The sequence below is a fragment of the Candidatus Enterococcus leclercqii genome, from assembly GCF_009933135.1.
GTDB classification, from domain to species: Bacteria; Bacillota; Bacilli; order Lactobacillales; family Enterococcaceae; genus Enterococcus_C; species Enterococcus_C leclercqii.
This window is the reverse complement of sequence record NZ_MAEH01000015.1, coordinates 37,794-59,817: the sequence shown is the minus strand read 5'-3', so window position 1 is coordinate 59,817 and position 22,024 is coordinate 37,794. Positions and strand designations below refer to the sequence as shown.

The window sequence follows — 22,024 nt, the reverse complement described above, 5'->3', positions numbered from 1 at the left end:
GTAGATGAGGAGAAATGTTATGAAAATTATTAATCCTGTTTTAAAAGGGTTTCATCCGGATCCAAGTATTTGTCGTGTCGAGGATGACTACTATATTGCGGTATCCACATTTGAATGGTTCCCAGGGGTTCAGATTTATCACTCAAAGGATCTAGTTAACTGGCATTTGATCAGTCGCCCATTAGCACGGACTTCACAGTTAAATATGTTAGGAAATCCGGATTCTGGAGGTGTTTGGGCTCCTTGCTTATCCTATGCGAACGGGCGCTTTTGGTTGATTTATTCGGATGTAAAAGTGGTTGAAGGGGATGTGTTTAAAGATGTTACGAATTACCTAGTAACTTGCGAAAGTATTGACGGCGAATGGTCCGATCCCATTTATATGAACCAATCCGGATTTGATCCGTCACTTTTTCATGATGAAGATGGTCGCAAATATTTCGTGAATATGGTCTGGGATTTTCGGCCAAATAACCACCGCTTTTTTGGAATTGTACTTCAAGAATACTCGCAGGAGGAAAAGAGTCTGGTCGGAGAACGTAAAGTAATCTTTAAAGGAACTGATCTTGGTTTGACGGAAGCTCCCCATCTGTACAAGATTGATGGCTGGTATTATCTTTTGACAGCAGAAGGGGGAACCCAATACGACCATGCTGCTACTATCGCTCGTTCCCGCAGCATAGAAGGACCTTATGAAGTTCATCCAAACAATCCGTTCCTAACTTCATGGGGAGATCCTCGCAATCCGCTACAGAAGGCTGGCCATGCGTCATTGGTACAAACAAAGACTGGCGATTGGTATTTAGCTCATTTGATTGGAAGGCCCATAAAACCGGAGAAATTCAAACTATTAGAAAACCGTGGCTATTGTCCGTTAGGTCGAGAAACGGCACTTCAAAAAATTGAGTGGCATGCAGGATGGCCCTATGTAGTTGATGGTCCATTTCCAAGTTTAGAAATCGAAGCGCCAAATATTCCAGAAGTCAGCTGGCGGGCTGATCAAAAAACTATCGATCACTTTGACAGCGAAAGGCTCAATCCTACATTTCAAACTTTACGGCTGCCTTTTAGTAGTGAGATTGGCAGTTTGACGGAACGCATAGGATTTCTGCGACTTTTCGGTCGAGAATCGTTGCACTCACAATTTTATCAAGCATTAGTAGCTCGTCGCTGGCAGGCGTTTTCGTTTGAAGCAGAAACTTATTTAGAATTTGAACCCGTTTTTTTCCAACAGTTTGCTGGTTTAATTTGCTACTACAATACCCAAAACTGGGTCAGCTGTCACTTGACCTGTAATAATGAAGGGCAAAAAGTATTATCTATAATAGCATGTGAGCATTTTAAAGCATCTGCTCCGATGACAGAAGAACTCCTATTGCCAGAGGATTTAACAGGAATTTATCTTAAAGTTAAAGTGGAAGAATTAACCTATCATTTTTCATATTCTTTGGATGGATTTGAGTGGATTCGTTTGACACCTGTATTTGACAGTTGGAAACTATCAGATGATTATATTCAACAAGGAGGTTATTTTACCGGGGCATTTGTGGGAATACATTGTGTTGATTTGACTGGAGATCGCAAAGCAGCCGACTTTGATTATTTTAGATATGAGGAAACCATAGCGCTTGAAGAAAGGGGCGACGGATGAGTTTGTTAGGAATGATGCATTTGATTATAGGAGAGGCCGTGAGCACCTTTTTGCTGCTTTTTCTGGGACTCGGACTGACCCAATTTGATTCGCAAGCAACCCAAAAGAAAACTGCTAGTTACTGGGTGATTGCTGTTTTCATTGGAAACGTTGTCGGGCATCGTCTAGGTTCAGCAAATATGAATCCCATCTTTTTATTTCAGGATACGGTTCTCAAACAGCATTCTGCGTTGGCTTTTGTTCTTGGCATTTTTGCTGAAATGCTCGGGGCCATGGTAGCCGTTATCATCTTACTAGGGCTTCCTTCAGCCAAAAATAAACAATTGCAGGACTATGCAGCTGTTGCAGGAGCAATCAGCTGCCAAAAAGCGATAGTCTTTGAAGCAGCTGCGACTTTTTCTCTTTTGTGGGTCAGCAAGACAGCAGCCTCTTTTACCTCAGGATGGACCAATTTTTTTATTGTCAGTCTATTTATCGGTGGACTTGTATATTTTGTTGGTCCACTGACTGGAGCATCTTTGAACCCGGTTAGAGACTTGGTTCCCCGATTGCTGTATGTCAAAAAAAGTAACCGCTGGCCAGAAATAAAAAACAGTCTAGTCTCTTCAACAGTGGCTCCCGTTCTTGGCGGTGTTTTATTTATAAGCTTTTTTAAGTAGGAGGAAATAGGTATGCGATTGGTAATCATTGGTTATGGCAATATGGGACAGCGCTATGTCAACGAATTGATGGAAGAACCTTTAGAAAATGTTCGAATTTACGGAGTACAGACCGGTAATTCTCAAAAAGCTGCGAACATTATTGGGAAATGGCCTGGACTGGAGGTGTTTGTAACTTTTCAAGAGGTGCTGCAGGATCCGTTAGTGGAGGGTGTCTTAATTGCAACGCCGAATCGGTTTCACTTTGCTATGGCCAAGGAGGCCCTATTAAAAAATAAACATGTCTTAGTGGAAAAACCGGCAGCAATTTTGGAAGATGAGATTATGGAACTGACCAACCTGAGTGAAAGCTGTGGGCTAATATGCGAAGTGATGTTTCAATCGCGATTTGATCCTCTGGTGAAAAGAATGAAAGAATTATCGGGGACATTGGGTAGACTTCAACGATTTCAATGGAATAATCCACAGTATTACCGAGATGCCGCCTATTTTCTTGAGGGAAATTGGAGTGGGACTTGGGTGCAAGATGGTGGGGGCATACTTTTGAACCAAGCTGTCCATCAAATTGATTTACTCGATTTTCTATTTGGTTCTCCTAATGAGCTGGTTAGCAGCATCTCTTTTGGGAAATATCGTAACATTGAAGTCGATGATGAAGCTTTTCTTATTTTGCGGTATCCGAATGGTTTGACGGGAACCTTTATGACCAGTTTCGCTGAGCCTCTGGGAAAAGAGTCTGTGGAGCTTGTTGGAGAAAATGGGCGCTTAGAGGTAGTGGGCAATCGGCTAACCTGCCAATTGATTTCAGGGGAGACTTTTACTGAAACGTTTGATGAACCGAAGCAATGGGAAAAAAATCGCCATGAGCTGATTCGTAATTTTGAATTAGCTGCTCGAGGTTCACAACAATCTCAAGTACCAGTTGCAGTAAATCTCAGAGCATTAATGTTAATTCATGGAGCTTGGTTATCAAGTTGGCAACGGAAATGGATCCATCTACCTTTACAAAATGAGGAGTATTGTGAAGGTTTTCGGCAATATATGAAGGAGGATAGCAACAAATGAGTCAAAAAAAGATTGTTATCGTAGGGAGCGGTTGGCGTGTAGAAAATTATTTGAGGATTCTTGCTCATTTGAAAAAAGACTTTCTTGTACAGGCTGTTGTCACACGAAATCCCGAAAAAAAGCGTCTATATCATGAGTTGGGCGTAGTATGTGTTTCAGATATTTCGGAGGCATTGACAACTGGAAGTCCGGATTTCATTCTGCTGTGTATCAACATGAATGTTCAAGCAGAAAAGCTCCTTGAATTATTATCTTTGGAACTGCCACTTTTGGTGGAGACTCCATTAGGTATCAATGGGTCACAACTGGAAATGATCAGTCGACATCCTAAAAGCCGCCAATACACTCAAATAGCCGAGCAATATGCGATGAGACCGTTGCAAAAAGCACAGTTACAATTAATCCGTAAAGGAGTAATCGGCGTTCCACAATCAGCTCAAGTATCTTTGACTAATAATTACCATGCTTTTAGCTTGCTGAAAGCTTACTTGCAAAATCCTGGGAAACTACTTTCAGTTCAAGGCAATCGTTTTACGGTCGACTCGAGAAGTGGCTTTTTGCGAGATCAAGATACTGATGGAAAAAACCTGGTCACAGAGGCACGTACGATTGGTATTGCCACTTTTGAAAAAGGTGCTGTGGGCATTTATGATTTTGAAGGAGATCAGCACCGCAGCTATACGCGCTTTTCACATTTGTCCATCAGAGGTGATAAAGGCGAAATCAATAATGAAGAGATTCGATATGTATCCGAACCGGGTATACCTTCATACGACAAACTCTGGCGAATTCAGCGAGGCATCAATGAAAATATGGAAGGGAGCGGTCTAAAAGGCATTCAATTCCAGGGTGAATGGCTTTATAAAAATCCTTTTTCAGATTTGCCATTTTCTGACGACGATATCGCAACGGCAGAAGTCATGCTGGCAATGGCGCAATTTTGTGAGACTGGAGAAAGTTTTTACAGTATCGATGAAGCCATTGAAGACATGACCTTTACTCTTTTATTAGAAGCATCTATCAAGAGTGGTCAAGTTGAGAAAATCAAGAATTCTCCGCAAAGTGATAGTTAGTTGTTTGTTTTTTTATAGATGTTAGCACAAGGTGGTCATTATATTAGAAAAATTCGATTAGTTTTTTATCAAACAAATTAAAAAATATTCTTGCAATTCAGAATTTATCTTGCTATACTTTGAAGCAACTTCTTGAAGAAATGGGGAAACACACATGAATGCACGTCAAACTTTTACATACTGGTGGAACTGGCATAGTTGAAGTTGCGTGTATGCATGGGCATAGATGCAGCTTTGGCGTACGCGAAAGTCATCTATGCCGGTCGATAACGATTTTCCAGGACCGGAGCGCTGAAAAGCCTGCCGGTCCTTTTTGATTCTAGATTCCGGTAGTCGTTTTGGAGAAGAGAGACTGTTGCTGCGTCGAGCCATTAAGTAATGAGTATTCAATCCAGTAAAAAACAAAACTAAAACGGGGGAATCAATCATGGAGAAAATCAAAGAAATGCAGGGCTTTTATGGAGAATTTGGGGGACAATTCGTGTCGCCGGAGGTCAAGCAAGCATTGGATGAAGTCGCGGTGGCTTATGAAGAAGCAAAACAGGACCCAGCTTTTCAAGCGGAATATCGGTCCTTGCTAAAAGAATATTCAGGGCGGGAAACACCCTTGTATTATGCGGAAAAACTTACAAAGCAGTTAGGCGGCGCAAAAATTTATCTGAAACGAGAAGACTTGAATCACTTGGGGGCTCATAAGCTGAATAATGTTTTGGGGCAGATGCTGTTGGCAAAACGAATGGGTAAGACACGGATGATTGCGGAGACTGGTGCCGGTCAACATGGTGTGGCAACAGCTGCCGCGGCTGCCCGTTTTGGGTTTGAATGTGCCGTTTATATGGGAGCAGAAGATGTGGAGCGCCAGAAGCTGAATGTTTTTCGGATGGAAATGCTGGGCGCGAAAGTTTATCCAGTGACGCAAGGAACGCAAACACTAAAGGATGCAGTGGATGCGACTTTCGCCGATTTCGTGGAAAACCTCGAGGATACCTTTTATATCTTGGGCTCTGCTGTAGGTCCCTATCCTTATCCTATGATGGTAAAAGATTTTCAAAAAGTCATCAGTGAAGAATCCAAACGCCAGATTCTTGAAAAAGAAGGGCGGCTACCGGATATGGTAATTGCTTGCGTCGGCGGTGGCTCCAATGCAATCGGCTCTTTTGCAGATTATATTGATGAAAAAGATGTGCAGTTGGTAGGTGCCGAAGCTGCCGGTGAAGGCATTGATACAGACCGTCATGCGGCTACTATGACTATGGGGACGATTGGGGTATTGGACGGCATGAACACTTATGGGATGTTTGACGATGCCGGTAATGTGGCACCGGTTTATTCTATCTCTGCTGGTTTGGATTACCCAGGGGTCGGGCCTGAGCATGCCTACCTGAAGAAAAGCGGCCGTGCAGAATATGTGCCAATCACTGATGAAGAAGCGGTTCAAGGCTTTTTGACTCTTTCAAAAGCAGAAGGAATCATCCCTGCTATCGAGAGCTCCCATGCGGTAGCCGAAGCAGTCAAACGTGTCCCACAAATGGACAAGGACCAAATCGTGCTGATCACTATTTCTGGCCGTGGGGACAAAGACGTCGAACAAATTGCGAAATATCTGGGTATCGAGCTTTGATCAATTCCCCAATAGTACGACGAACAGCTTGTCTAAAAGGCAGAGAGCAAGTGACCTCGAAGGACCAGCTTTGCAAAAACTGTTTTGAGAGGGTGCACAGAGCAGAGCAGCTCTGTTTAAATCAGTAAAAGAGGTTCCATTCTCCAGGAGAAACTCTCCAAGAAACTCCGGAGTTTTGATAACAAACCAACAACAAACCACCGCACTTTCTGCAAATGACAGAGAGACGGTGGTTTGTTGTCTCTTAAGGGAGCAACGTAGACAGCAGTCTAATAGAAGCCAGACATTTCCTGTTTGACCTTTTCTTTGACAAGTCAGGCAGCGGGTGATTAAATGGTTTAAAAATATGGACGGAGATGCGACGATGGCAGATTTTAAAAAGTTGCAAGGAGAATTTATTGATGCCGCTGATTTCTTAGTAGCTTTGGGAGATGAAAAACGCCAGGCGATTATTTTAACCTTACTGGAAAAAGGATCCCGTGAGGGTCTACGGGTGACAGAGCTGACGGAGGCTACCAAGTTATCACGTCCGGCGGTATCTCACCATTTGAAGATTCTGAGGGATGCAAAATTAGTGGATTACCATAGTGTCGGTACGAAAAATTACTATTATTTCAACCATGACACGACGGAGTTAAAAAAGCTGATGACACTTTTGCAGCATGTGATGAAAATCATGTCAGAGGGTAGCGAGACTCAATGAAGATGCTGCAAGATTAGCTGGCTTGCTTTTGTTGGATGCGTCAAATCACGCTATTTTGGGAGCAACATGTCTATTTTCTTAATCAGGAATCATTTGCAGAAGGATTTTGCCACGAGCGCCTCCAGAAGCAGAATAGGTAAAGGCCTCCTTGATTTTCGTAAAGGGCAAGACACGGTCGATCACTGGCCGCAGCTTGCCGGCTGTGATCATTTCCCCCAGCTGAGTCAGCTGGTCGCCGTCAGGTCTCATAAATAGAAATTCATAACCAACACCGGTATCCTTTTCCAAGCGGCTTAAACGATGGCTGGCAAGCCGGAGCGCTCCGGTTTTCCAGAGGGACAATCCGTATGCTTTTGCAAAACGGTGGTTGGGCAAGCCGGTGATGCTGACGACTTTGCCACCGGGTTTGACGATGGTAAATGCTTTTTCTAAAATTTTGCCGCCTTGTGTGTCGAAAACATAATCATAATCTGTTATTACCTCAGAAAAATCCTGTTGGCGATAATCAATCACGAAATCTGCGCCTAACTCTTTTACTAATTGAAAGTTGTGGCTGCTAGTCGTGGTGGCGACAAACGCCCCCAGTGCTTTTGCAATCTGAATTGCGACAGTACCGATTCCACCAGAACCGCCTTGAATCAAAACTTTCTCACCGGGCTTAATCTGCATGATTTCTTGCAACGCCTGGTAGCTGGTAAGGCTTACTAAAGGTAATGCTGCAGCTTCCGTGAAGGAAAGCATGTCTGGAATTAAAGCGAGGTCTGTTTGTGCTGCGGCTAAATATTCAGCGAAGGTACCAATTCGATTTTTTTGAACACGACCATAGACACGATCACCAACTTTAAAACGAGTTACCGCTGGACCGATGGCAGTTACAGTACCGGCAAAATCGCTGCCTAAGATCAGCGGAAAATCATAGTGAAGCAACATTTTTAAGCCACCGTCTTTGGTTTTTAGGTCGATGGGATTAATAGAGGCTGCCGCCACTTGAATCAGCACATCACCAGCTTGTAGAGCAGGACGCGGCAGGTCAACGATTTCGGGGAATTCTTGCTTGTAAGCAGAGATTACAGCGGCTTTCATAGTTTGTGTCATATAAGTTTGCCTCTTTTGGTTTATATTTTTAAACGAAGGATGGCTGTAGTTTATTTCTTTGGTTTAAATAAGTCAACCAAGGCAACTTGTCAACGGTTTCTGATTCACTGCCGCAAGTAGAAAAAGCGTTTTCCTGTCCGCAAATTCTGTTTTATCTGTTATAATAAATCTGTTACATTACCCGACAGTAACAGGAGCTGGCGGAAGCGTAAAGCTGTTTTTCCTGTCAATTAAAAATTTAAAAACGGAGGGCAATGATTATGGAAGTCACCTATCACGGGCACTCAGCCGTCTCAATTGTTACTGCAACTGGTACGCGGATAGTTATCGATCCTTTCTTTAGTGGTAACCCCAAAGCCGATATCTCGGCTGATGATGTGGGTGCCGATTATATCTTGCTCACTCACGGACATTCAGATCATATTGGCGACATGGTGGCGATTGCCAGAAGAGAGTCGGCGACAGTTATTGGGATGGTAGAAATTTGTCACTATGCGGAATCTTGGGGTGTTCAAAAGACTCATGGCATGAATCTTGGCGGGAGCTTTGATTTTCCCTTTGGTCGGGTCAAATTGGTTCCGGCTCTGCATAGTTCCGGTTTGGAAGTCGGCGGGAAGATGCTTTATATGGGCGAACCTGCGGGCTTGATTCTGGAAATCGACGGAAAGACAATTTACCATGCCGGTGATACTGCTTATTTTCGTGATATGGAATTGCTGGGCGAAGCATTTGCTATTGACCTGGCTTTGTTACCTATCGGCGACAATTTCACGATGGGACCTGCAGAAGCGGCAATGGCTGCGACTAGCGTACAGGCTAAAAAGGTCGTGCCAATCCATTACAATACCTTTCCCGTGATTCAGCAAGATCCTCACCAATTTCTGGATTTGTTGCCTTCAGGAGTCGGGCAGATTATGCTCCCAGGGGAAACATTGATTCTATAATCATCTTGTGGTGATCCCCTCCATTGCGGCGTCTGGCGTTGAAGCAGCTTTTCAATGCTGGACTTGCCAACCATCTATATAAGAGAAAAGAGTTGAAGCAGTTGGCTACGAAACACGACCTTATTTTAAACCATATTGAAAGCCTACCTATCGGCGACCGTATCTCGGTGCGCGGAATTGCCAAAGCGCTGAGCGTTAGTGAAGGCACGGCATACCGGGCCATCAAAGACGCAGAAAACATCGGTCTGGTTTCCACAATTCAACGGGTAGGAACTATCCGAATCGAACGAAAATTAAAAAAACATATCGAACGTCTGACGTTCGGTGAAGTGGTTCAAATCATCGAAGGGGAAGTCCTGGGGGGCGCTGCTGGACTGAACAAAGTTTTGAACAAGTTTGTCATCGGTGCGATGAAAGAAGAAGCTATGGAACGGTATATTACCCCCGGCTCTTTGATGATTGTCGGTAACCGAGAAGAAGTCCATCGTCTGGCATTGGAAGACGGTGCGGCGGTGTTGATTACCGGGGGCTTCGGCACTTCTGAAGAAATTGCCCAACTGGCAGATAAAGTGGAGATGCCGGTTTTAAGCACCACCTATGATACTTTCACGGTGGCTACTATGATTAACCGAGCCTTGTCTGATCAGCTGATCAAAAAAGACATCATGCTGGTTTCAGATATTTATGTGCCCCTTGAGAAGACCTTGTACCTCAACAGCCAAGAAACTGTCAAGGAATACAAAAAACTTGCTGAAAAATCCAGCCATTCCCGTTTCCCAGTCGTCAATCGGAGCATGCGCTTAGTGGGAATTGTGACTGCAAAAGATGTGCTGGAAAAACCCGATAAGACATTGATTGAACGAGTCATGACCAAAGATCCCAACTTCGTCAAACGGGAGATGAGTGTAGCTTCTGTCAGTCATCAGATGATTTGGGACGGCCTGGAAGTGATGCCGGTAGTTTCTGATGATTTGAGTTTGGTAGGGCTGGTGTCTCGTCAAGACGTTATGAAGGCGATGCAGCTGGTACAGCGGCAGACTCAGATGTCCGATACCATCAGCGATCAGATTACCGGAGAAATCCAAATGATTGATCACGATGCAGAGGGTCGCAAAAAAGAAATGCCGGAATTCGTCTTTACGGTTTCTCCACAGATGGTCAATGAAGTGGGGACGATTGCATTTGGCGTATTGAACGAAGTCGTCGCCAATGCCGCAAAACGAACCTTGTATCTCAACCAACGCCGCAATACTTGGATCGAGCAGGTGAACTTGTATTATTTCCGTTTGATTCAGTTGGAAAGCCAACTGGTGATTCGTCCGCGGATTCTTGAGTTGGGTCGTCGTTCCGGTAAATTGGATATCGAGATTTATATCGAAAATACGTTGGTAGCAAAAGCAATCGTGGTCTGCCAAGTGTTGGAGCGGCCTTGATTTTCCCACAGTCTGACGAAAAGTTCGTAATCAAGTGCAACAGTCGTAAACAGTAAATTTTTCCGACAGTTGTTTTTACAAGCTAAGCAAATATTTGAAAAGAGGCAATTAAGTATGAGCAGTATTCGACAAGAGATTTTAGAAGCAATCAAAAAATATGACCGAATCATCATCCATCGCCACATGCGGCCAGATCCCGATGCCATCGGCTCCCAAGTAGGTTTGGCAGAAGTTTTGCGGGCCAGTTTCCCGGAAAAGGAAATTTACCAAGCTGGCGGACCAGTGGAAGGACTGGATTATTTGGCAGTGATGGATGAGGTTGCTGACGAAAAATACGAAGGTGCGTTGGTGATTGTGACAGACACTGCGAATGCCCCCCGGGTTTCTGATGACCGTTTTACACGGGGAGCCATGCTAATCAAAATCGACCATCATCCTAACGACGAACCTTATGGGGATATCGTGTGGGTAAACACCAAAGCTTCCAGCTGTAGTGAAATTATCGCTGATTTTGCATTTTCTTTCCCAGATGATTTAGTGATGTCAAAAGAAGCGGCACGACTGCTTTACGCCGGTATTGTTGGTGATACTGGACGTTTCTTGTACCCAGCTACTACAGCTCAGACATTGGAGCTTTCCGGTCGGCTATTGTCTTATGGATTTGACGCTGCCAAATTAAATCGACAGCTGCAGCAGATTTCTATGAAGGTGGCACGACTTTCCGGCTACCTGTACCAAAACATCGAAGCAGATGAAAACGGCGCAGCCAAAGTGATTTTGCCAAAAGAATTGCTGGAGGAATACGGGGTGGCAGACTCAGAGACCTCACATCTGGTTTCGTTGCCAGGAACCATCGATGTTCTCTTAGCTTGGGCAATTTTTGTTTGGCAACCAGAGGGCTACTATCGGGTACGTCTGCGCTCTAAAGGTCCGGTGATTAACGAAATTGCCAAACGTCACCATGGTGGTGGTCATCTGCTGGCTTCCGGGGCGAATGCCCGTGATCTGGAGGAAGTTGCCGAAATTTATGGTGAAATTCAAGCAGCGTGTCGTGAGTTTAGAAACAGCACAAAATAAGGATTAGTAAAAAGCTGGTTTAGTTCTGATTCTGTCGTTGTGTCTCAGGTAAAATAGTGCTGTTTTCCAATGGTTCCATTGCTTTGCCACTGATAAACGAGCGATCGTCTATCGTTAAGAAAATGACAAAAAAGGGCAGCAGCTGGTAACGGTAGCGGCTGTCTTTCCTACATAGAAAAAATAATGGAGGTAGTTATGGATTTTGAGTTGTATCATGAGTTTTTAGAGGTGGCCAAAACATTGAATCAGCAGGGGATTATCCCATTGCTATCTGGATCGTTAGGGGTGGAGCAGGTTACCGGCGTTGATTTTTATCCAGATGACATCGACATTTTGGTGCCGGGAGATCCTCGGGGCTTCGATGAGGTTTCTGCAGAAGAAATGATTCAGCAGTGGGAGGCCATCGTTGCCCTCATGGCGAAGCTTGGGTATCGTTTGGAAGATCTTCATGAACATAAATTCATCAGAGATAAGGTCAAGATTGGTTTTGGCGTGATCGAGACCTTACCGGGATTTGCGGGCATTCCTTTGGCAGAGTTGCCGGAAAAAGTCGATACCGGCGCTCATTTTTATCTACCCACCCAGCAGCAGTTTTTACAGCTTTATCAGTCATCGCTTGAAGACAGCTACCGCCAAGATCGCAACAACCACAAAGATTTGGGGAAAATCACCGTTTTAGAAGAAGTATTAGGAAAACGGTAATGGCTTTGCGACCGCGAGATACTCCTTGTATTAGCGCGGCTTTTTATAAAAAAGTTCAGCAATAAGAAGTGATTCATAGAGCCGGCGATCTCACTTGAGGTGGTCGGCTTGGTCATGGAGTAGTACAATGGCTCCGGGCAATAGTACTAGTTTCTGCGGCTTTTATTACGGTTTAAAAAAGAGGTGTGAACTTCACTGAAATGAATGATTAGCACAGCTTGGGAAAGGACGGATCGAGATTCTTCTGATTTTCTCAGCTTTTGATGGACAATCTGTAGTTGTTAGCGGAGAAAAGATAGAACAAAAGAGCCGTTTATAGTTTGGCATGTCTAGGCCTAGGATGGGCAAATAATTAATACATGAGGAATTAGCAAACAGCTGAGTCTGTCTAAAGAGTCAGCTTTTACTGCAGATTTTCTGAGATGGAGGGCATTATGCATTTAACAGCAAGTCAGGCTCGCAACTTGGCCTATATCAAAAATTTGGGAATTCAACTGCCGGCTTTGGATACTGTGGAAGTTGGTTTGTTTCAGAATGAAACGCTGTTGCCAGTTGAGCAGCGGATTTTGATTACTACAGAAGCAGGGATCACGAAAATTCAGTTGTCGTCGGAATTTCTTTTCTATCGGGCCGTATTTATCGGCTTGCCACGATTGGCGCAGTCCAAAGAAGGTCGTTATGAGGAACGAACTTCTATTGTGGAAACCAGTTTTTCATTGGATGCCTCTCGCAACGGAGTGATGAAAGTCGCTGTCGTCAAGGAATTTATTGCAAGGCTGGCACTTTTGGGATATAACACCCTGTATCTTTATACGGAAGATACCTATCAAGTACCTGGTCTACCTTATCTGGGATATTTACGAGGGGCCTACACCGCTGATGAAATCAAGGAAATCACAAGCTTTGCTGCTGATTTTGGAATGGAAGTGGTACCGGCAATCCAGACATTGGCTCACTTGACTCAGTTTCTGAAGTGGCCGGCAAGTGAAGCTCTAAAAGATGATGCCAATACGATGTTAATCGGAGAAGAGGCAACGTATGAAGCCATTGATCAAATGTTGGCCGCCTGCAAAGACATGTACCAGACAAACCGGATTCATCTGGGAATGGATGAAGCTTACCAGGCCGGACTGGGCCGTTATTTGGCACTACATGGTTACAAAGATCGTGTCACTCTGATGTTAGAGCATATGAAACGGGTATTGGACTTGTCAGTGAAGCATCAATTGAAAGCTGAAATTTGGAGCGATTTTATATACAAGCTCTTGGATAAAACCAAGGCTGACCGCTATTATAACCCCTTGGCCCAAATGGATCCTCAGGAAATGAGCCGGTTGCCGCAGGGATTGACCTATGTTCATTGGGATTACGGTTCAGAATCAGTGGCTGAATATGAGCAGGTGATCCAAAAGCACTTGGCATTTTGTGATCGGGAACACTATGTTCTGGCGAGTGGCACGCATATTTGGAATCGAATCGCTCCAAATCACGGAAAAACCCAGCGAATCATTGCTGCGGCATTGGCGGCAGCTCGTAAACAGCAGATTAAAAAGGTGATGCTCACCACCTGGGGAGATGACGGCCAAGAAACAGAGCACTGGCATGCCCTGCCAGGCGCAGTGGCGTTTGCTGAAGGTGTTTATGCCAATCAAAAAAGTGGAACTGTAGAAACGCTTCTTGACAATTTGTTGAGTGCCGGCGCGGGCCAACTGTTGACGGAGCTTAATGCTTTCGATGAAGTGGATAATGTAACTGCCGGGAACCCGAACATGACAAACATCAGTAAGCTATTGTTGTGGCAAGATCCGCTGACAGGGATCTATGATTGGCATGTTGCGGCTCACAATGAACAAGCCCCACAAACTTTGGGAGCTTACTATCGAAAATTGGCTGAGAAATTGACTACAGCAAGTGACCAAAATTCTGTTAAGAAAGGGCAAACAGCGATCCATGAAACCCGCACCTCACAAACTACTCCTTTCATGGAATTAATCCGTCAACGCTATCAGTTGCTGGCAGAAGTTTTAGCGGACAAGGCGGAACTGGGTTTGCGATTGAGGGCAGCCCGTTTGGCAGAAGATCAAAACCAGCTCCATCAGATGATCACAGCGCTCACTAATTTAGCAGAAAAAGTTGAACGCCTCTGCTTTGTCCACGAAAAAATTTGGTCTGCCACCTACAAGACTTTTGGCTGGGAAGAATTGGAGCATCGCTACGCCGGCACTGCCCATCGTTTGAAAACTACAGCTCGTCGGTTGTCAGATTATCTTGCGGGTTCAGATGAGTTGGCAGAATTGTTGGAAAAACGGCTACCTTTTTGTGAGGGAAACAATCCTATCGAAATCAGCGGCTTTGGCTACCGCCAGGGATCTGTTACCGGCTATAATTAATGAAAATCGGTGGGGGAGTGCTGGACTAATCAGCGGCTGTTCATTCGATGAATACAGAGGTGGCGCAAGAAATGATCAGAAAATTAACTGAGTCTGACTGGGAAAAGTATCAAGTATTGCGGCTTTATGGTCTTAGAGAAGCACCGATGGCCTTTGGTGCCGATCCCATCGTAGAAGAAAGCTATACGAAACAGCGGGTAGTCGAAAGTATCCGGGAATCAGCCGGCAGTTTTGCTATCGGTTGGTTTGATGAGCAGGAAAAACTGTTGGGAGTCATGCGTTTTTTTCGGGAAACAAATCGTAAAACAGCGCACAAAGGCCATATTCGTGGAGTGTATGTGCATCCGAAGCTTCGTGGACAGGGGATTGCGACTAAACTATTTTTGTTTTTACTAGCAGAAGCTACCGGACAAACAGGTCTGCGACAGGTTCATGTTGCAGTCAATGCAGAAAATTTTTCAGCAAAAGCCTTGTACGAAAAAATGGGATTTGTAGTCTATGGAAGGGAACCGGCTGGACTATTGGTTGAAGGGCACTTCTATGATGAACTGCTGCTGATTTTGCAGCTAGAAGGTTTTAAATCAAGGTAAATTAAAAAGCTCTTATTTTAAAAGGCAGCCGTTATTTAGGCCACCCTGCTAAAAAAGCAGCAGTTGCACCGTTTTGCGGTAGCGACTGCTGCTTTTTTTTCGGTAAATCAGATTTTTTATTAAAAAGCGTGAGTCATCCTCGTAAATCATCTAAAAATTCGGTTTTAGCGGCGGTTTTTTCGTCTTTCATTTTGATGATTTTGGCAGGGGAGCCGGCGACAACTGCGCCAGCTGGAACATTTTCGGTGACGACGGAACCCGCAGCGACCACCGCTCCCTGACCGACTCGCACCCCTTCTAATACCACGGCATTGGCCCCAATCAGGACGTCGTCTTCCACGATGACCGGAGCAGCTGATGGCGGCTCGAGGACGCCAGCCAAGACAGCGCCGGCACCAATATGAGCGTTTTTGCCGACGGTGGCTCGAGCACCGAGAACGGCGCCCATGTCGATCATGGAGCCTTCACCGACGCCGGCACCGATATTGATAACCGCTCCCATCATGATGACCGCATGTTTACCAATTACTGCCTGATCACGAATAAAAGCGCCAGGCTCGATGCGGGCATCGACGGTGGTGAAATCCAACAATGGAATGGCTGAATTGCGGCGATCATTTTCCAGGTAACTTTCACTGATTAGTGCCCCGTTTATTTCCAGAAAAGATTGCACGGGCTTTTGGTCACCGACGACAAACCAAAAGGTGCCGGTACCAAAAAGTTTGACGTTGGCTACTGGTATTGCTTCACTAAGATCTCCTTGCAAATAGGCTTTGATGGGGGTCGTTTTTTCAGCATTTTTGATGTAGCGGGCTAGTTCATAAGGATCAGAAATTTCCATGTGGATCACTCCCATTTTCAAGATTTAGATCAGGTTAGATTAAGACCTGAGTCAGCTTTGATTGAGCAGGTCTTGCATGTCGTACAGGCCGGCAGCTTGATTTGCTAAAAAGACGCCAGCTTTCAATGCGCCGTTAGCAAAAATATCTCGAGACAATGCGGTATGCTTGAGCTCGATGATTTCATCCGGACCAGCAAACAGCACGGTATGCTCACCTGGAATCGTGCCTCCGCGTACCGCATGGATGCCCATCTCATTCAGCGGATTTTCTAATTCCAGACCGTGACGGCCATAAATGTAGGTTTTCGGCTGGAGCAGAGAATCGTTGATAGCATCAGCCAAGAGCAATGCAGTACCACTGGGGGCATCTTTTTTCTGATTGTGGTGTTTTTCGATGATTTCTATGTTGAAGTCGGCTTCTAATGCCGGGCTTACAGATTGCAACGCTTTGATCAACACATTGATGCCCACTGACATATTAGCCGAGACAAAGACGGGGATAATTTTTGCGGCTACTTGTAACATAGCTTTGGTGTCGGTATCCAAACCGGTAGTAGCTACAACCAGTGGCAGTTCCCGATCCACGCAGGCATTAATCAGCGCAGGTACAACGGAATGATGGGAGAAATCAATCACGACATCCGCCTCTTCTGTGATTTCGGCAGCTGTGGCATAAACTGGAAAATCTGCCGGAATTTCTGGATGCTTATCAATCCCCGCAACCACTGTCAACTGCGGATCAATAGCAATCTGGGCTTGTAAAACCTGACCCATCCGACCGTGAACGCCGCTTAAAATGATTTTCTTCATGTGAATTCCTCCGTTTCATTATCAAAAAAACAGCAGGCGGATCGCCCGGGCGCGTGCACGCTCGGCAGCGAGTTCCGTCTGCTGCAAAGAGTTTGTGTTTTCCAAAATTACAACAGACCGTATGCCGTCATTTCCTGTTTCAACAAGTCTAACGTATCTTCTTCAGGTGTGTCCAGCGGAAGGCGGTAGTTCATGTCACATTTGCCCAATAAGGAAACCGCCGCTTTAACCGGTACCGGGTTGACTTCTTTGAAAATCGCTTGAATTAATGGCAGTTGCGCCAACTGTGTCTTTTTAGCTGCTTCCCAGTTTCCCTCAAGGTAATCATGGACCATTTTAGAGGTTTCTGCCGGTAACAGGTTGGCAATGGTTGAAATTACCCCGCTGCCGCCGACTGATAAAAGCGGCAAGACTTGGTCGTCATTGCCAGAATAAACTTGGAAGTTTTCATCTGCCAATTTACAAACTTCAACAATCTGTGAAATATTGCCACTGGCTTCTTTGATTCCTTGGACATTGGGAATCTCCTTGAGGCGGGCCACCATAGCCGGTGTTAAGTTCAGCCCAGTACGGCCGGCAATCGAGTAGAGAATCACCGGCAGCGAAACTTTCTCACAGATGGCTTCGTAGTGTTTGATCAGACTTTTATTTGTGGCTTTGTTGTAATAAGGAGTCACCACTAAAAGTGCATCGGCCCCCACACGTTCGGCTTCCACAGACAGGTGGATTCCGTGCTGAGTATCGTTAGAGCCAGTCCCGCCGATAACGGGAATTCGGCCAGCAACTTGTTTGACCACGGCTTCGATAACGGCGATGTGTTCTTCATCTTTTAGTGTTGATGCTTCTCCTGTCGTACCGCAAGCGATGATGGCATCGGTACCTTGTTGCACATGCCATTCCACTAATGCTTTCAGTTGTTCAAAATTGACGGACCCGTCTGCATTCATCGGTGTGACCAACGCCACGCCCGCCCCTGTGAAAATCCCCATTGTAACCCAACCTTTCTTTTTCTACTGACTAGGTTTCGTAAAAGACAACGCCAGCCATGTTTGCTCAGTGCCACCGATGCATCAGCAGCGCCTGCAAATTTTCATCAATAAATTTGAAAACTATTCTGAAAATGATTTTTTTTACAAAAAATCTCGATATTACATGGATTATACAATATAATAGGATGAAATATCACCATTTAACGAAAAAAAACACAATTTTTTCACAGGAGGCGGCAGTATGGAAATCGAAGAAACAATCCGAGGATACCTGCCGGAGGTGATTCGGTGGCGCAGAGAACTGCATCAGATTCCAGAGTTGGGCCTGGAAGAATTCGCCACGACAGCATATTTAAAGCGAGAATTGGAACAACTGGGATTTACCGATATTCGACAGCCGCTGACGACTGGACTAGTAGTAGTACTGGAAGGGAGCCAACCGGGAAAAACAATCGCCTACCGCACAGATATCGACGGACTGCCGGTGACTGAAATGACGGGGGCAGACTTTGCTTCTCGCCATTCAGGAAAAATGCACGCCTGTGGACATGATGGGCATATGGCAACCTTGCTTGGTTTTGCCAAATTTTTAATCGAACATCCTGAAACAGTTTGTGGCCGGATTGTCTTATTGTTTCAACCAGCTGAAGAAGGCCCCGGTGGAGCGCAATTATTGATTGATGCTGGTGTTTTAACCGACCTTGGAGTGGAGCAGATTATCGGTCTCCATGTATTTCCGGAGTTTCCTTCTGGTGTGATTGCTTGTCGGCCAGGAGCAATGATGGCAAGAAATGGCGAAGTCACCATCACTATTCGCGGGGTGAGTGCCCACGGGGCGCAGCCTCAGCAAGGGCAAGATGCCATCTTAGCCATGAGCGGCGTCGTTCAGGCGCTTCATACAATCGTTGCCCGAAATCTGTCGCCATTGGATGCAGCGGTTTTGACATTCGGTAAGATTTACGGCGGCGAAGCCATGAATATCATTCCTGGTCAGGTGACGATAGAAGGAACGATGCGGGCCTTTTCTGATGCGGTCTATGAAACGTTGGTGAAGCGGATCGAAGAAATTGCTGCGGGAGTGGCTGCCGGATACGGCTGTGAAGCAGAGGTCGTATTTAACCACATGTATCGGGTCGTGGACAATGACCCACAACTTGCGGCTATGCTGGCAGATATTGCCGGTGCTAGTTATGAAGAGACCCCACCGTATTTGTTGGCAGAAGATTTTTCCATGTATCAACAAGTGGTTCCGGGACTATTTTTCTTTGTGGGAATTCGCAATGAGAAAAAAGATTGGGTTCATCCTCTTCACAGCGGAAAACTGCAATTTGATGAAGCGGATCTGTTGGGGGGAATCCAGTGTTACCGAGAGCTTTTGCAGCGAATAAATGAAAACTAAACAGGTACCATCAAAAAAGGAGCGATTGAGATGACGATTCAAACAATCGAAAACGGCCATTTGTATTGGGACGGTTGTGATACTGTGGCACTGGCTGAAAAATATGGAACCCCTCTGTATGTACTTTCAGAAAATGCTATCTTAGCGCGAACCGACGAGTTGCATCGGGATTTTCTAGATAAATATGACAACGTGCGGGCAGCTTATGCTAGTAAGGCTTTCTCAACGCTGGCGATGTGTCGCTTGATGGCAAGAGAAGGTCTTGCTCTGGATGTGGTGTCTGGCGGTGAGTTGTACACGGCCATCAAAGCCGATTTTCCCGGGGAGCATATCGAATTTAACGGCAACAACAAATCTCGTGAAGAATTGACAATGGCCATCGAATATGGTGTTGGGCGGATCATCGTGGATGGACTGCAAGAACTGACGCTGATTGAAGACATCTGTCAGGCAGTTGGCAAAAAAACGCAAATCTTATTTCGAATTACCCCGGAGATTAAAGCAGATACCCACGATTTTATTTCTACAGGCCAAAAGGATTCCAAATTCGGTATCCCTTTAAATCCGGAAATTCTTTTCCCCCAGATTGAAGCAGCGATGGCCTCACCATTCGCCGATTTTCTTGGCTTTCATTTTCACATTGGAAGCCAACTGGCAGACAATAGTACCCATCTGGCAGCTGCAAAAGTAGCCTTGCATCTGGCGCTCGCTGTCAAAGAACGCTATGACTTCGAGATCCGGGAACTAAATTACGGCGGCGGCTTTGGAGTGAAATACGTAGAAGGGGATGTGCGACAGCCCTATGCCTATTTTTTAGAACCCTTGATGGCATTGACAGAAGCGTTTTGTACTGCAAATAATCTGAAACGTCCCACAATCGTGATTGAACCCGGCCGCAGCATTGTTGCTGAAGCCGGTATCAGCCTGCACACCATCGGCAGTATTAAGGAATTGCCAGGGATTCGGACTTACGCTTCGATTGATGGTGGTATGACGGATAACATTCGCCCCGGGCTTTATCAGGCTGATTATACGGGACTGATTGCCAACAAAGCCGATCAGTCCTTAACAGAGGTTGTGACGATTTCCGGAAAAGCCTGTGAAAGTACGGATATTCTCGTGAAGAATCTGGCGACAGCACCGGTTGAAGCAGGAGATATCTTTGTGACCTTTGCGACTGGCGCTTATGGCTATTCGATGGCGTCCAACTACAATAAACTACCGATTCCAGCAGTAGTGATGGTCAAAGATGGGGTTGATCAACTGATTGTCAGACGCCAAAGCTACGAACAAATACTTCAAAATGAGTGCTTACCAGAAGGGATGTGAGGGCAGATGGAACTGGCCTTCTTTAAAATGCAAGGAGCCGGCAATGACTTCATTGTGATGGATAATCGCAGGACCAACTACACGAAAACACAGCTCCAACAGATTGCTCGCAGAGTTTGTCAACGAAAAATTTCTGTCGGCGGGGATGCCTTGATGGTTGTTGAAGCACCAGTCTCGGCACAAGCCAATCTGCGTATGCGCTTTTTCAATGCTGATGGCAGTGAAGCAGAAATGTGTGGCAATGGCGCCCGTTGCTTGGCTCGTTATGCATATGAACAGAAAATTGCGGGGGCGGCGATGGTTATTGATACAATGGCTGGCCCGGTCCCCGCTTGGCGGCTAGGAGAACGGCGCTACAAAGTGCGTCTGAATCCGCCTTCTGCCTATCAGAAAAATTTGCCGCTTGAAGCGTTGACGGATAAAAAAGGGGCCAGCGTTGCCACCACTGGTATTGATTTTGCAGACCATGTAGATTTGGGAGATCCCGCAATCCCTCATTTGGTGGTGAGTTGTCCAAATCTTCTTCAAAAAACCACAGAGGAGCTGCGGGAAGTGGCAACGGCTTTTCGCTGGTGGTCGTTACTTGAAAAAGGAGCTAACGTGAATTTCTTTGCGCTACCGGAGCAACCCGGTGCGCCCATTTTAGTCCGGACTTTTGAACGAGGTGTGGAAGATTTTACCCTGGCTTGCGGGACCGGTTCCGGTTCCGTAGCCTATGTTTTGGCGCAGCGTTCTCTGGTGGATCCGACTGACGGCCCAATTCCTTTAGCAGTTCCTGGTGGCTTATTGGAAGTCGAAGTTAAAGGAACAGCGCTCAACTTGATTGGGGATACCAATATCGTTTTGCGGGGTCTCATTACGGATGAGGACCTCAACTTCGATTGATTGGTACACAAGAGGGACTCTTTGCATCACTTGGCGTGAAAATAGTGCTAATAAAACGACCTTGCCGCTAAAAGGCAGGGCCGTTTTTTATCGTGGCAACATCAAAGCCGAATTAATCCAGGTTGTCAATTTTTTGAAAAGCTCATTATAGTTCTTTCTTTGACACCGCTGTCTTGGTTATCTAGAATGGAGGAAAGCCAAGCGCGCGAGCTGTCCTTTTTCGCTACATTCATGAAAAAAGGCTGCAAGCCAACCGAAAGGACCGTGAACCAGTTGATAATCACACTAAAAGCCATTGACCGAGAAAACTATGAGTCTTGTCTGCAACTAGCAACAGCACCGGAACAGCAGAAATTTGTCGCGCCCAATGCCTATTCACTCGTGCAAGCTGCCTATGAGCCAGAGTTGTTTCCTTTGGGGATTTACGACGAGGAAACGATGGTTGGTTTTTTACTCTATGATTTTGACAGTGAATTGCCGGGATGGAGCATGAGCCGTTTTATGATTGACAAAAAGCATCAAGGCAAAGGCTACGGCAAGCAGGCCCTGCAACTTTTTCTGAATTATTTTTATGCTAAATATGGATCCGTACCACTGTACACCAGTGTTTCTATCAGTAATGGGGTAGCGCAGCAACTCTACGAAAAATTCGGTTTTGTCACGTTGGAGGAGTTCTCCTATACCTATAACGACGTCACTTACCATGAATTTCGTTTAAAAAAAACTGCGTCACAGTCCGGCTAAATCAAATAAAGCGTAGCAAGATCT

Annotated in this window: 20 protein-coding genes; 16 read left to right on the top strand and 4 right to left on the bottom strand. The window is 45.5% G+C overall.

Going from position 1 to position 22,024, the window contains the following annotated elements; genetic code table 11:
* The first annotated feature begins 19 nt into the window (after positions 1–19).
* From BAU14_RS09870 to BAU14_RS09845, 6 genes are all read left to right on the top strand, one after another.
* Positions 20–1,651, top strand: coding sequence for a glycoside hydrolase family 43 protein (locus tag BAU14_RS09870; protein WP_202622205.1), 1,632 nt, complete (start codon positions 20–22; stop codon positions 1,649–1,651).
* On the top strand, positions 1,648–2,310 hold the full coding sequence (locus tag BAU14_RS09865; RefSeq protein WP_161899939.1) for an aquaporin: 663 nt from the start codon (positions 1,648–1,650) through the stop codon (positions 2,308–2,310). The genes BAU14_RS09870 and BAU14_RS09865 overlap by 4 nt, the downstream gene beginning before the upstream one ends.
* Positions 2,311–2,322: 12 nt before the next feature.
* Positions 2,323–3,375: a Gfo/Idh/MocA family protein gene (locus tag BAU14_RS09860; protein WP_161899938.1), complete on the top strand. Its 1,053-nt coding sequence runs from the start codon at positions 2,323–2,325 to the stop codon at positions 3,373–3,375.
* Positions 3,372–4,448 (top strand): Gfo/Idh/MocA family oxidoreductase, encoded by a 1,077-nt coding sequence (locus BAU14_RS09855; RefSeq protein ID WP_161899937.1) that lies wholly within the window; start codon positions 3,372–3,374, stop codon positions 4,446–4,448. Before BAU14_RS09860 ends, BAU14_RS09855 begins: the two co-directional genes overlap by 4 nt.
* 427 nt (positions 4,449–4,875) lie before the next feature.
* Positions 4,876–6,069: a tryptophan synthase subunit beta gene (gene trpB / locus BAU14_RS09850; RefSeq protein ID WP_202622204.1), complete on the top strand. Its 1,194-nt coding sequence runs from the start codon at positions 4,876–4,878 to the stop codon at positions 6,067–6,069.
* A gap of 364 nt (positions 6,070–6,433) precedes the next feature.
* On the top strand, positions 6,434–6,772 hold the full coding sequence (locus BAU14_RS09845) for an ArsR/SmtB family transcription factor (RefSeq protein ID WP_161899936.1): 339 nt from the start codon (positions 6,434–6,436) through the stop codon (positions 6,770–6,772).
* Positions 6,773–6,850: 78 nt separating this feature from the next.
* On the opposite strand, the gene BAU14_RS09840 is transcribed toward BAU14_RS09845, so the two are convergent.
* The gene (locus BAU14_RS09840) at positions 6,851–7,867 is read right to left on the bottom strand and encodes an NADP-dependent oxidoreductase (protein WP_161899935.1); all 1,017 of its coding nucleotides are present in this window, start codon (positions 7,865–7,867) and stop codon (positions 6,851–6,853) included.
* 260 nt (positions 7,868–8,127) lie between these two features.
* On the opposite strand from BAU14_RS09840, the gene BAU14_RS09835 reads away from it, so the two are divergent.
* The 6 genes from BAU14_RS09835 to BAU14_RS09810 all read left to right on the top strand — a co-directional run bounded on the left by BAU14_RS09835 (position 8,128) and on the right by BAU14_RS09810 (position 15,003).
* Positions 8,128–8,811: a metal-dependent hydrolase gene (locus BAU14_RS09835; protein WP_161899934.1), complete on the top strand. Its 684-nt coding sequence runs from the start codon at positions 8,128–8,130 to the stop codon at positions 8,809–8,811.
* A gap of 101 nt (positions 8,812–8,912) precedes the next feature.
* Positions 8,913–10,244, top strand: a complete 1,332-nt coding sequence (locus BAU14_RS09830) for a DRTGG domain-containing protein (RefSeq protein WP_161899933.1) — start codon at positions 8,913–8,915, stop codon at positions 10,242–10,244.
* Positions 10,245–10,358: 114 nt separating this feature from the next.
* Complete coding sequence (locus BAU14_RS09825; protein ID WP_161899932.1) at positions 10,359–11,321, top strand: DHH family phosphoesterase; 963 nt, start codon at positions 10,359–10,361, stop codon at positions 11,319–11,321.
* 195 nt (positions 11,322–11,516) lie between these two features.
* Complete coding sequence (locus tag BAU14_RS09820) at positions 11,517–12,023, top strand: nucleotidyltransferase family protein (protein ID WP_161899931.1); 507 nt, start codon at positions 11,517–11,519, stop codon at positions 12,021–12,023.
* 434 nt (positions 12,024–12,457) lie between these two features.
* On the top strand, positions 12,458–14,413 hold the full coding sequence (locus BAU14_RS09815) for a beta-N-acetylhexosaminidase (RefSeq protein WP_161899930.1): 1,956 nt from the start codon (positions 12,458–12,460) through the stop codon (positions 14,411–14,413).
* Positions 14,414–14,484: 71 nt separating this feature from the next.
* On the top strand, positions 14,485–15,003 hold the full coding sequence (locus BAU14_RS09810; protein WP_161899929.1) for a GNAT family N-acetyltransferase: 519 nt from the start codon (positions 14,485–14,487) through the stop codon (positions 15,001–15,003).
* Between the two features lie 133 nt (positions 15,004–15,136).
* Here BAU14_RS09810 and dapD read toward each other — a convergent pair whose 3' ends face one another.
* The 3 genes from dapD to dapA form a co-directional block, all read right to left on the bottom strand.
* A complete protein-coding gene (gene dapD / locus BAU14_RS09805) occupies positions 15,137–15,853 on the bottom strand; it encodes a 2,3,4,5-tetrahydropyridine-2,6-dicarboxylate N-acetyltransferase (protein WP_161900037.1) in 717 nt (238 codons plus the stop codon).
* Between the two features lie 42 nt (positions 15,854–15,895).
* Positions 15,896–16,654 carry a 4-hydroxy-tetrahydrodipicolinate reductase gene (gene dapB / locus BAU14_RS09800; RefSeq protein ID WP_161899928.1) on the bottom strand — a complete coding sequence of 253 codons (759 nt, stop codon included), beginning with the start codon at positions 16,652–16,654 and terminating at the stop codon, positions 15,896–15,898.
* A gap of 107 nt (positions 16,655–16,761) precedes the next feature.
* The gene (gene dapA, locus BAU14_RS09795; protein WP_161899927.1) at positions 16,762–17,643 is read right to left on the bottom strand and encodes a 4-hydroxy-tetrahydrodipicolinate synthase; all 882 of its coding nucleotides are present in this window, start codon (positions 17,641–17,643) and stop codon (positions 16,762–16,764) included.
* A gap of 241 nt (positions 17,644–17,884) precedes the next feature.
* Here dapA and BAU14_RS09790 point away from each other — a divergent pair, with 241 nt between their 5' ends.
* The 4 genes from BAU14_RS09790 (at position 17,885) to BAU14_RS09775 (ending at position 22,000) form a co-directional block, all read left to right on the top strand.
* Positions 17,885–19,042 (top strand): M20 metallopeptidase family protein, encoded by a 1,158-nt coding sequence (locus tag BAU14_RS09790; RefSeq protein WP_161899926.1) that lies wholly within the window; start codon positions 17,885–17,887, stop codon positions 19,040–19,042.
* Between the two features lie 30 nt (positions 19,043–19,072).
* Positions 19,073–20,371 (top strand): diaminopimelate decarboxylase, encoded by a 1,299-nt coding sequence (gene lysA / locus BAU14_RS09785; protein ID WP_161899925.1) that lies wholly within the window; start codon positions 19,073–19,075, stop codon positions 20,369–20,371.
* 6 nt (positions 20,372–20,377) lie between these two features.
* A complete protein-coding gene (dapF, locus tag BAU14_RS09780) occupies positions 20,378–21,256 on the top strand; it encodes a diaminopimelate epimerase (protein WP_161899924.1) in 879 nt (292 codons plus the stop codon).
* 273 nt (positions 21,257–21,529) lie between these two features.
* Positions 21,530–22,000, top strand: coding sequence for a GNAT family N-acetyltransferase (locus tag BAU14_RS09775; protein WP_161899923.1), 471 nt, complete (start codon positions 21,530–21,532; stop codon positions 21,998–22,000).
* The last annotated feature ends 24 nt before the right edge of the window (positions 22,001–22,024 follow it).

Coding starts and splice junctions, on each gene's coding strand:
- BAU14_RS09865 (WP_161899939.1), top strand. CDS start 1,648: ATGAGTTTGTTAGGAATGATGCATTTGATTATAGGAGAGGCCGTGAGC.
- BAU14_RS09820 (WP_161899931.1), top strand. CDS start 11,517: ATGGATTTTGAGTTGTATCATGAGTTTTTAGAGGTGGCCAAAACATTG.
- BAU14_RS09860 (WP_161899938.1), top strand. CDS start 2,323: ATGCGATTGGTAATCATTGGTTATGGCAATATGGGACAGCGCTATGTC.
- BAU14_RS09855 (WP_161899937.1), top strand. CDS start 3,372: ATGAGTCAAAAAAAGATTGTTATCGTAGGGAGCGGTTGGCGTGTAGAA.
- BAU14_RS09815 (WP_161899930.1), top strand. CDS start 12,458: ATGCATTTAACAGCAAGTCAGGCTCGCAACTTGGCCTATATCAAAAAT.
- BAU14_RS09835 (WP_161899934.1), top strand. CDS start 8,128: ATGGAAGTCACCTATCACGGGCACTCAGCCGTCTCAATTGTTACTGCA.
- BAU14_RS09825 (WP_161899932.1), top strand. CDS start 10,359: ATGAGCAGTATTCGACAAGAGATTTTAGAAGCAATCAAAAAATATGAC.
- BAU14_RS09810 (WP_161899929.1), top strand. CDS start 14,485: ATGATCAGAAAATTAACTGAGTCTGACTGGGAAAAGTATCAAGTATTG.
- dapB (WP_161899928.1), bottom strand. CDS start 16,654: ATGAAGAAAATCATTTTAAGCGGCGTTCACGGTCGGATGGGTCAGGTT.
- dapA (WP_161899927.1), bottom strand. CDS start 17,643: ATGGGGATTTTCACAGGGGCGGGCGTGGCGTTGGTCACACCGATGAAT.
- dapF (WP_161899924.1), top strand. CDS start 20,378: ATGGAACTGGCCTTCTTTAAAATGCAAGGAGCCGGCAATGACTTCATT.
- BAU14_RS09840 (WP_161899935.1), bottom strand. CDS start 7,867: ATGACACAAACTATGAAAGCCGCTGTAATCTCTGCTTACAAGCAAGAA.
- BAU14_RS09790 (WP_161899926.1), top strand. CDS start 17,885: ATGGAAATCGAAGAAACAATCCGAGGATACCTGCCGGAGGTGATTCGG.
- trpB (WP_202622204.1), top strand. CDS start 4,876: ATGGAGAAAATCAAAGAAATGCAGGGCTTTTATGGAGAATTTGGGGGA.
- BAU14_RS09870 (WP_202622205.1), top strand. CDS start 20: ATGAAAATTATTAATCCTGTTTTAAAAGGGTTTCATCCGGATCCAAGT.
- BAU14_RS09845 (WP_161899936.1), top strand. CDS start 6,434: ATGGCAGATTTTAAAAAGTTGCAAGGAGAATTTATTGATGCCGCTGAT.
- lysA (WP_161899925.1), top strand. CDS start 19,073: ATGACGATTCAAACAATCGAAAACGGCCATTTGTATTGGGACGGTTGT.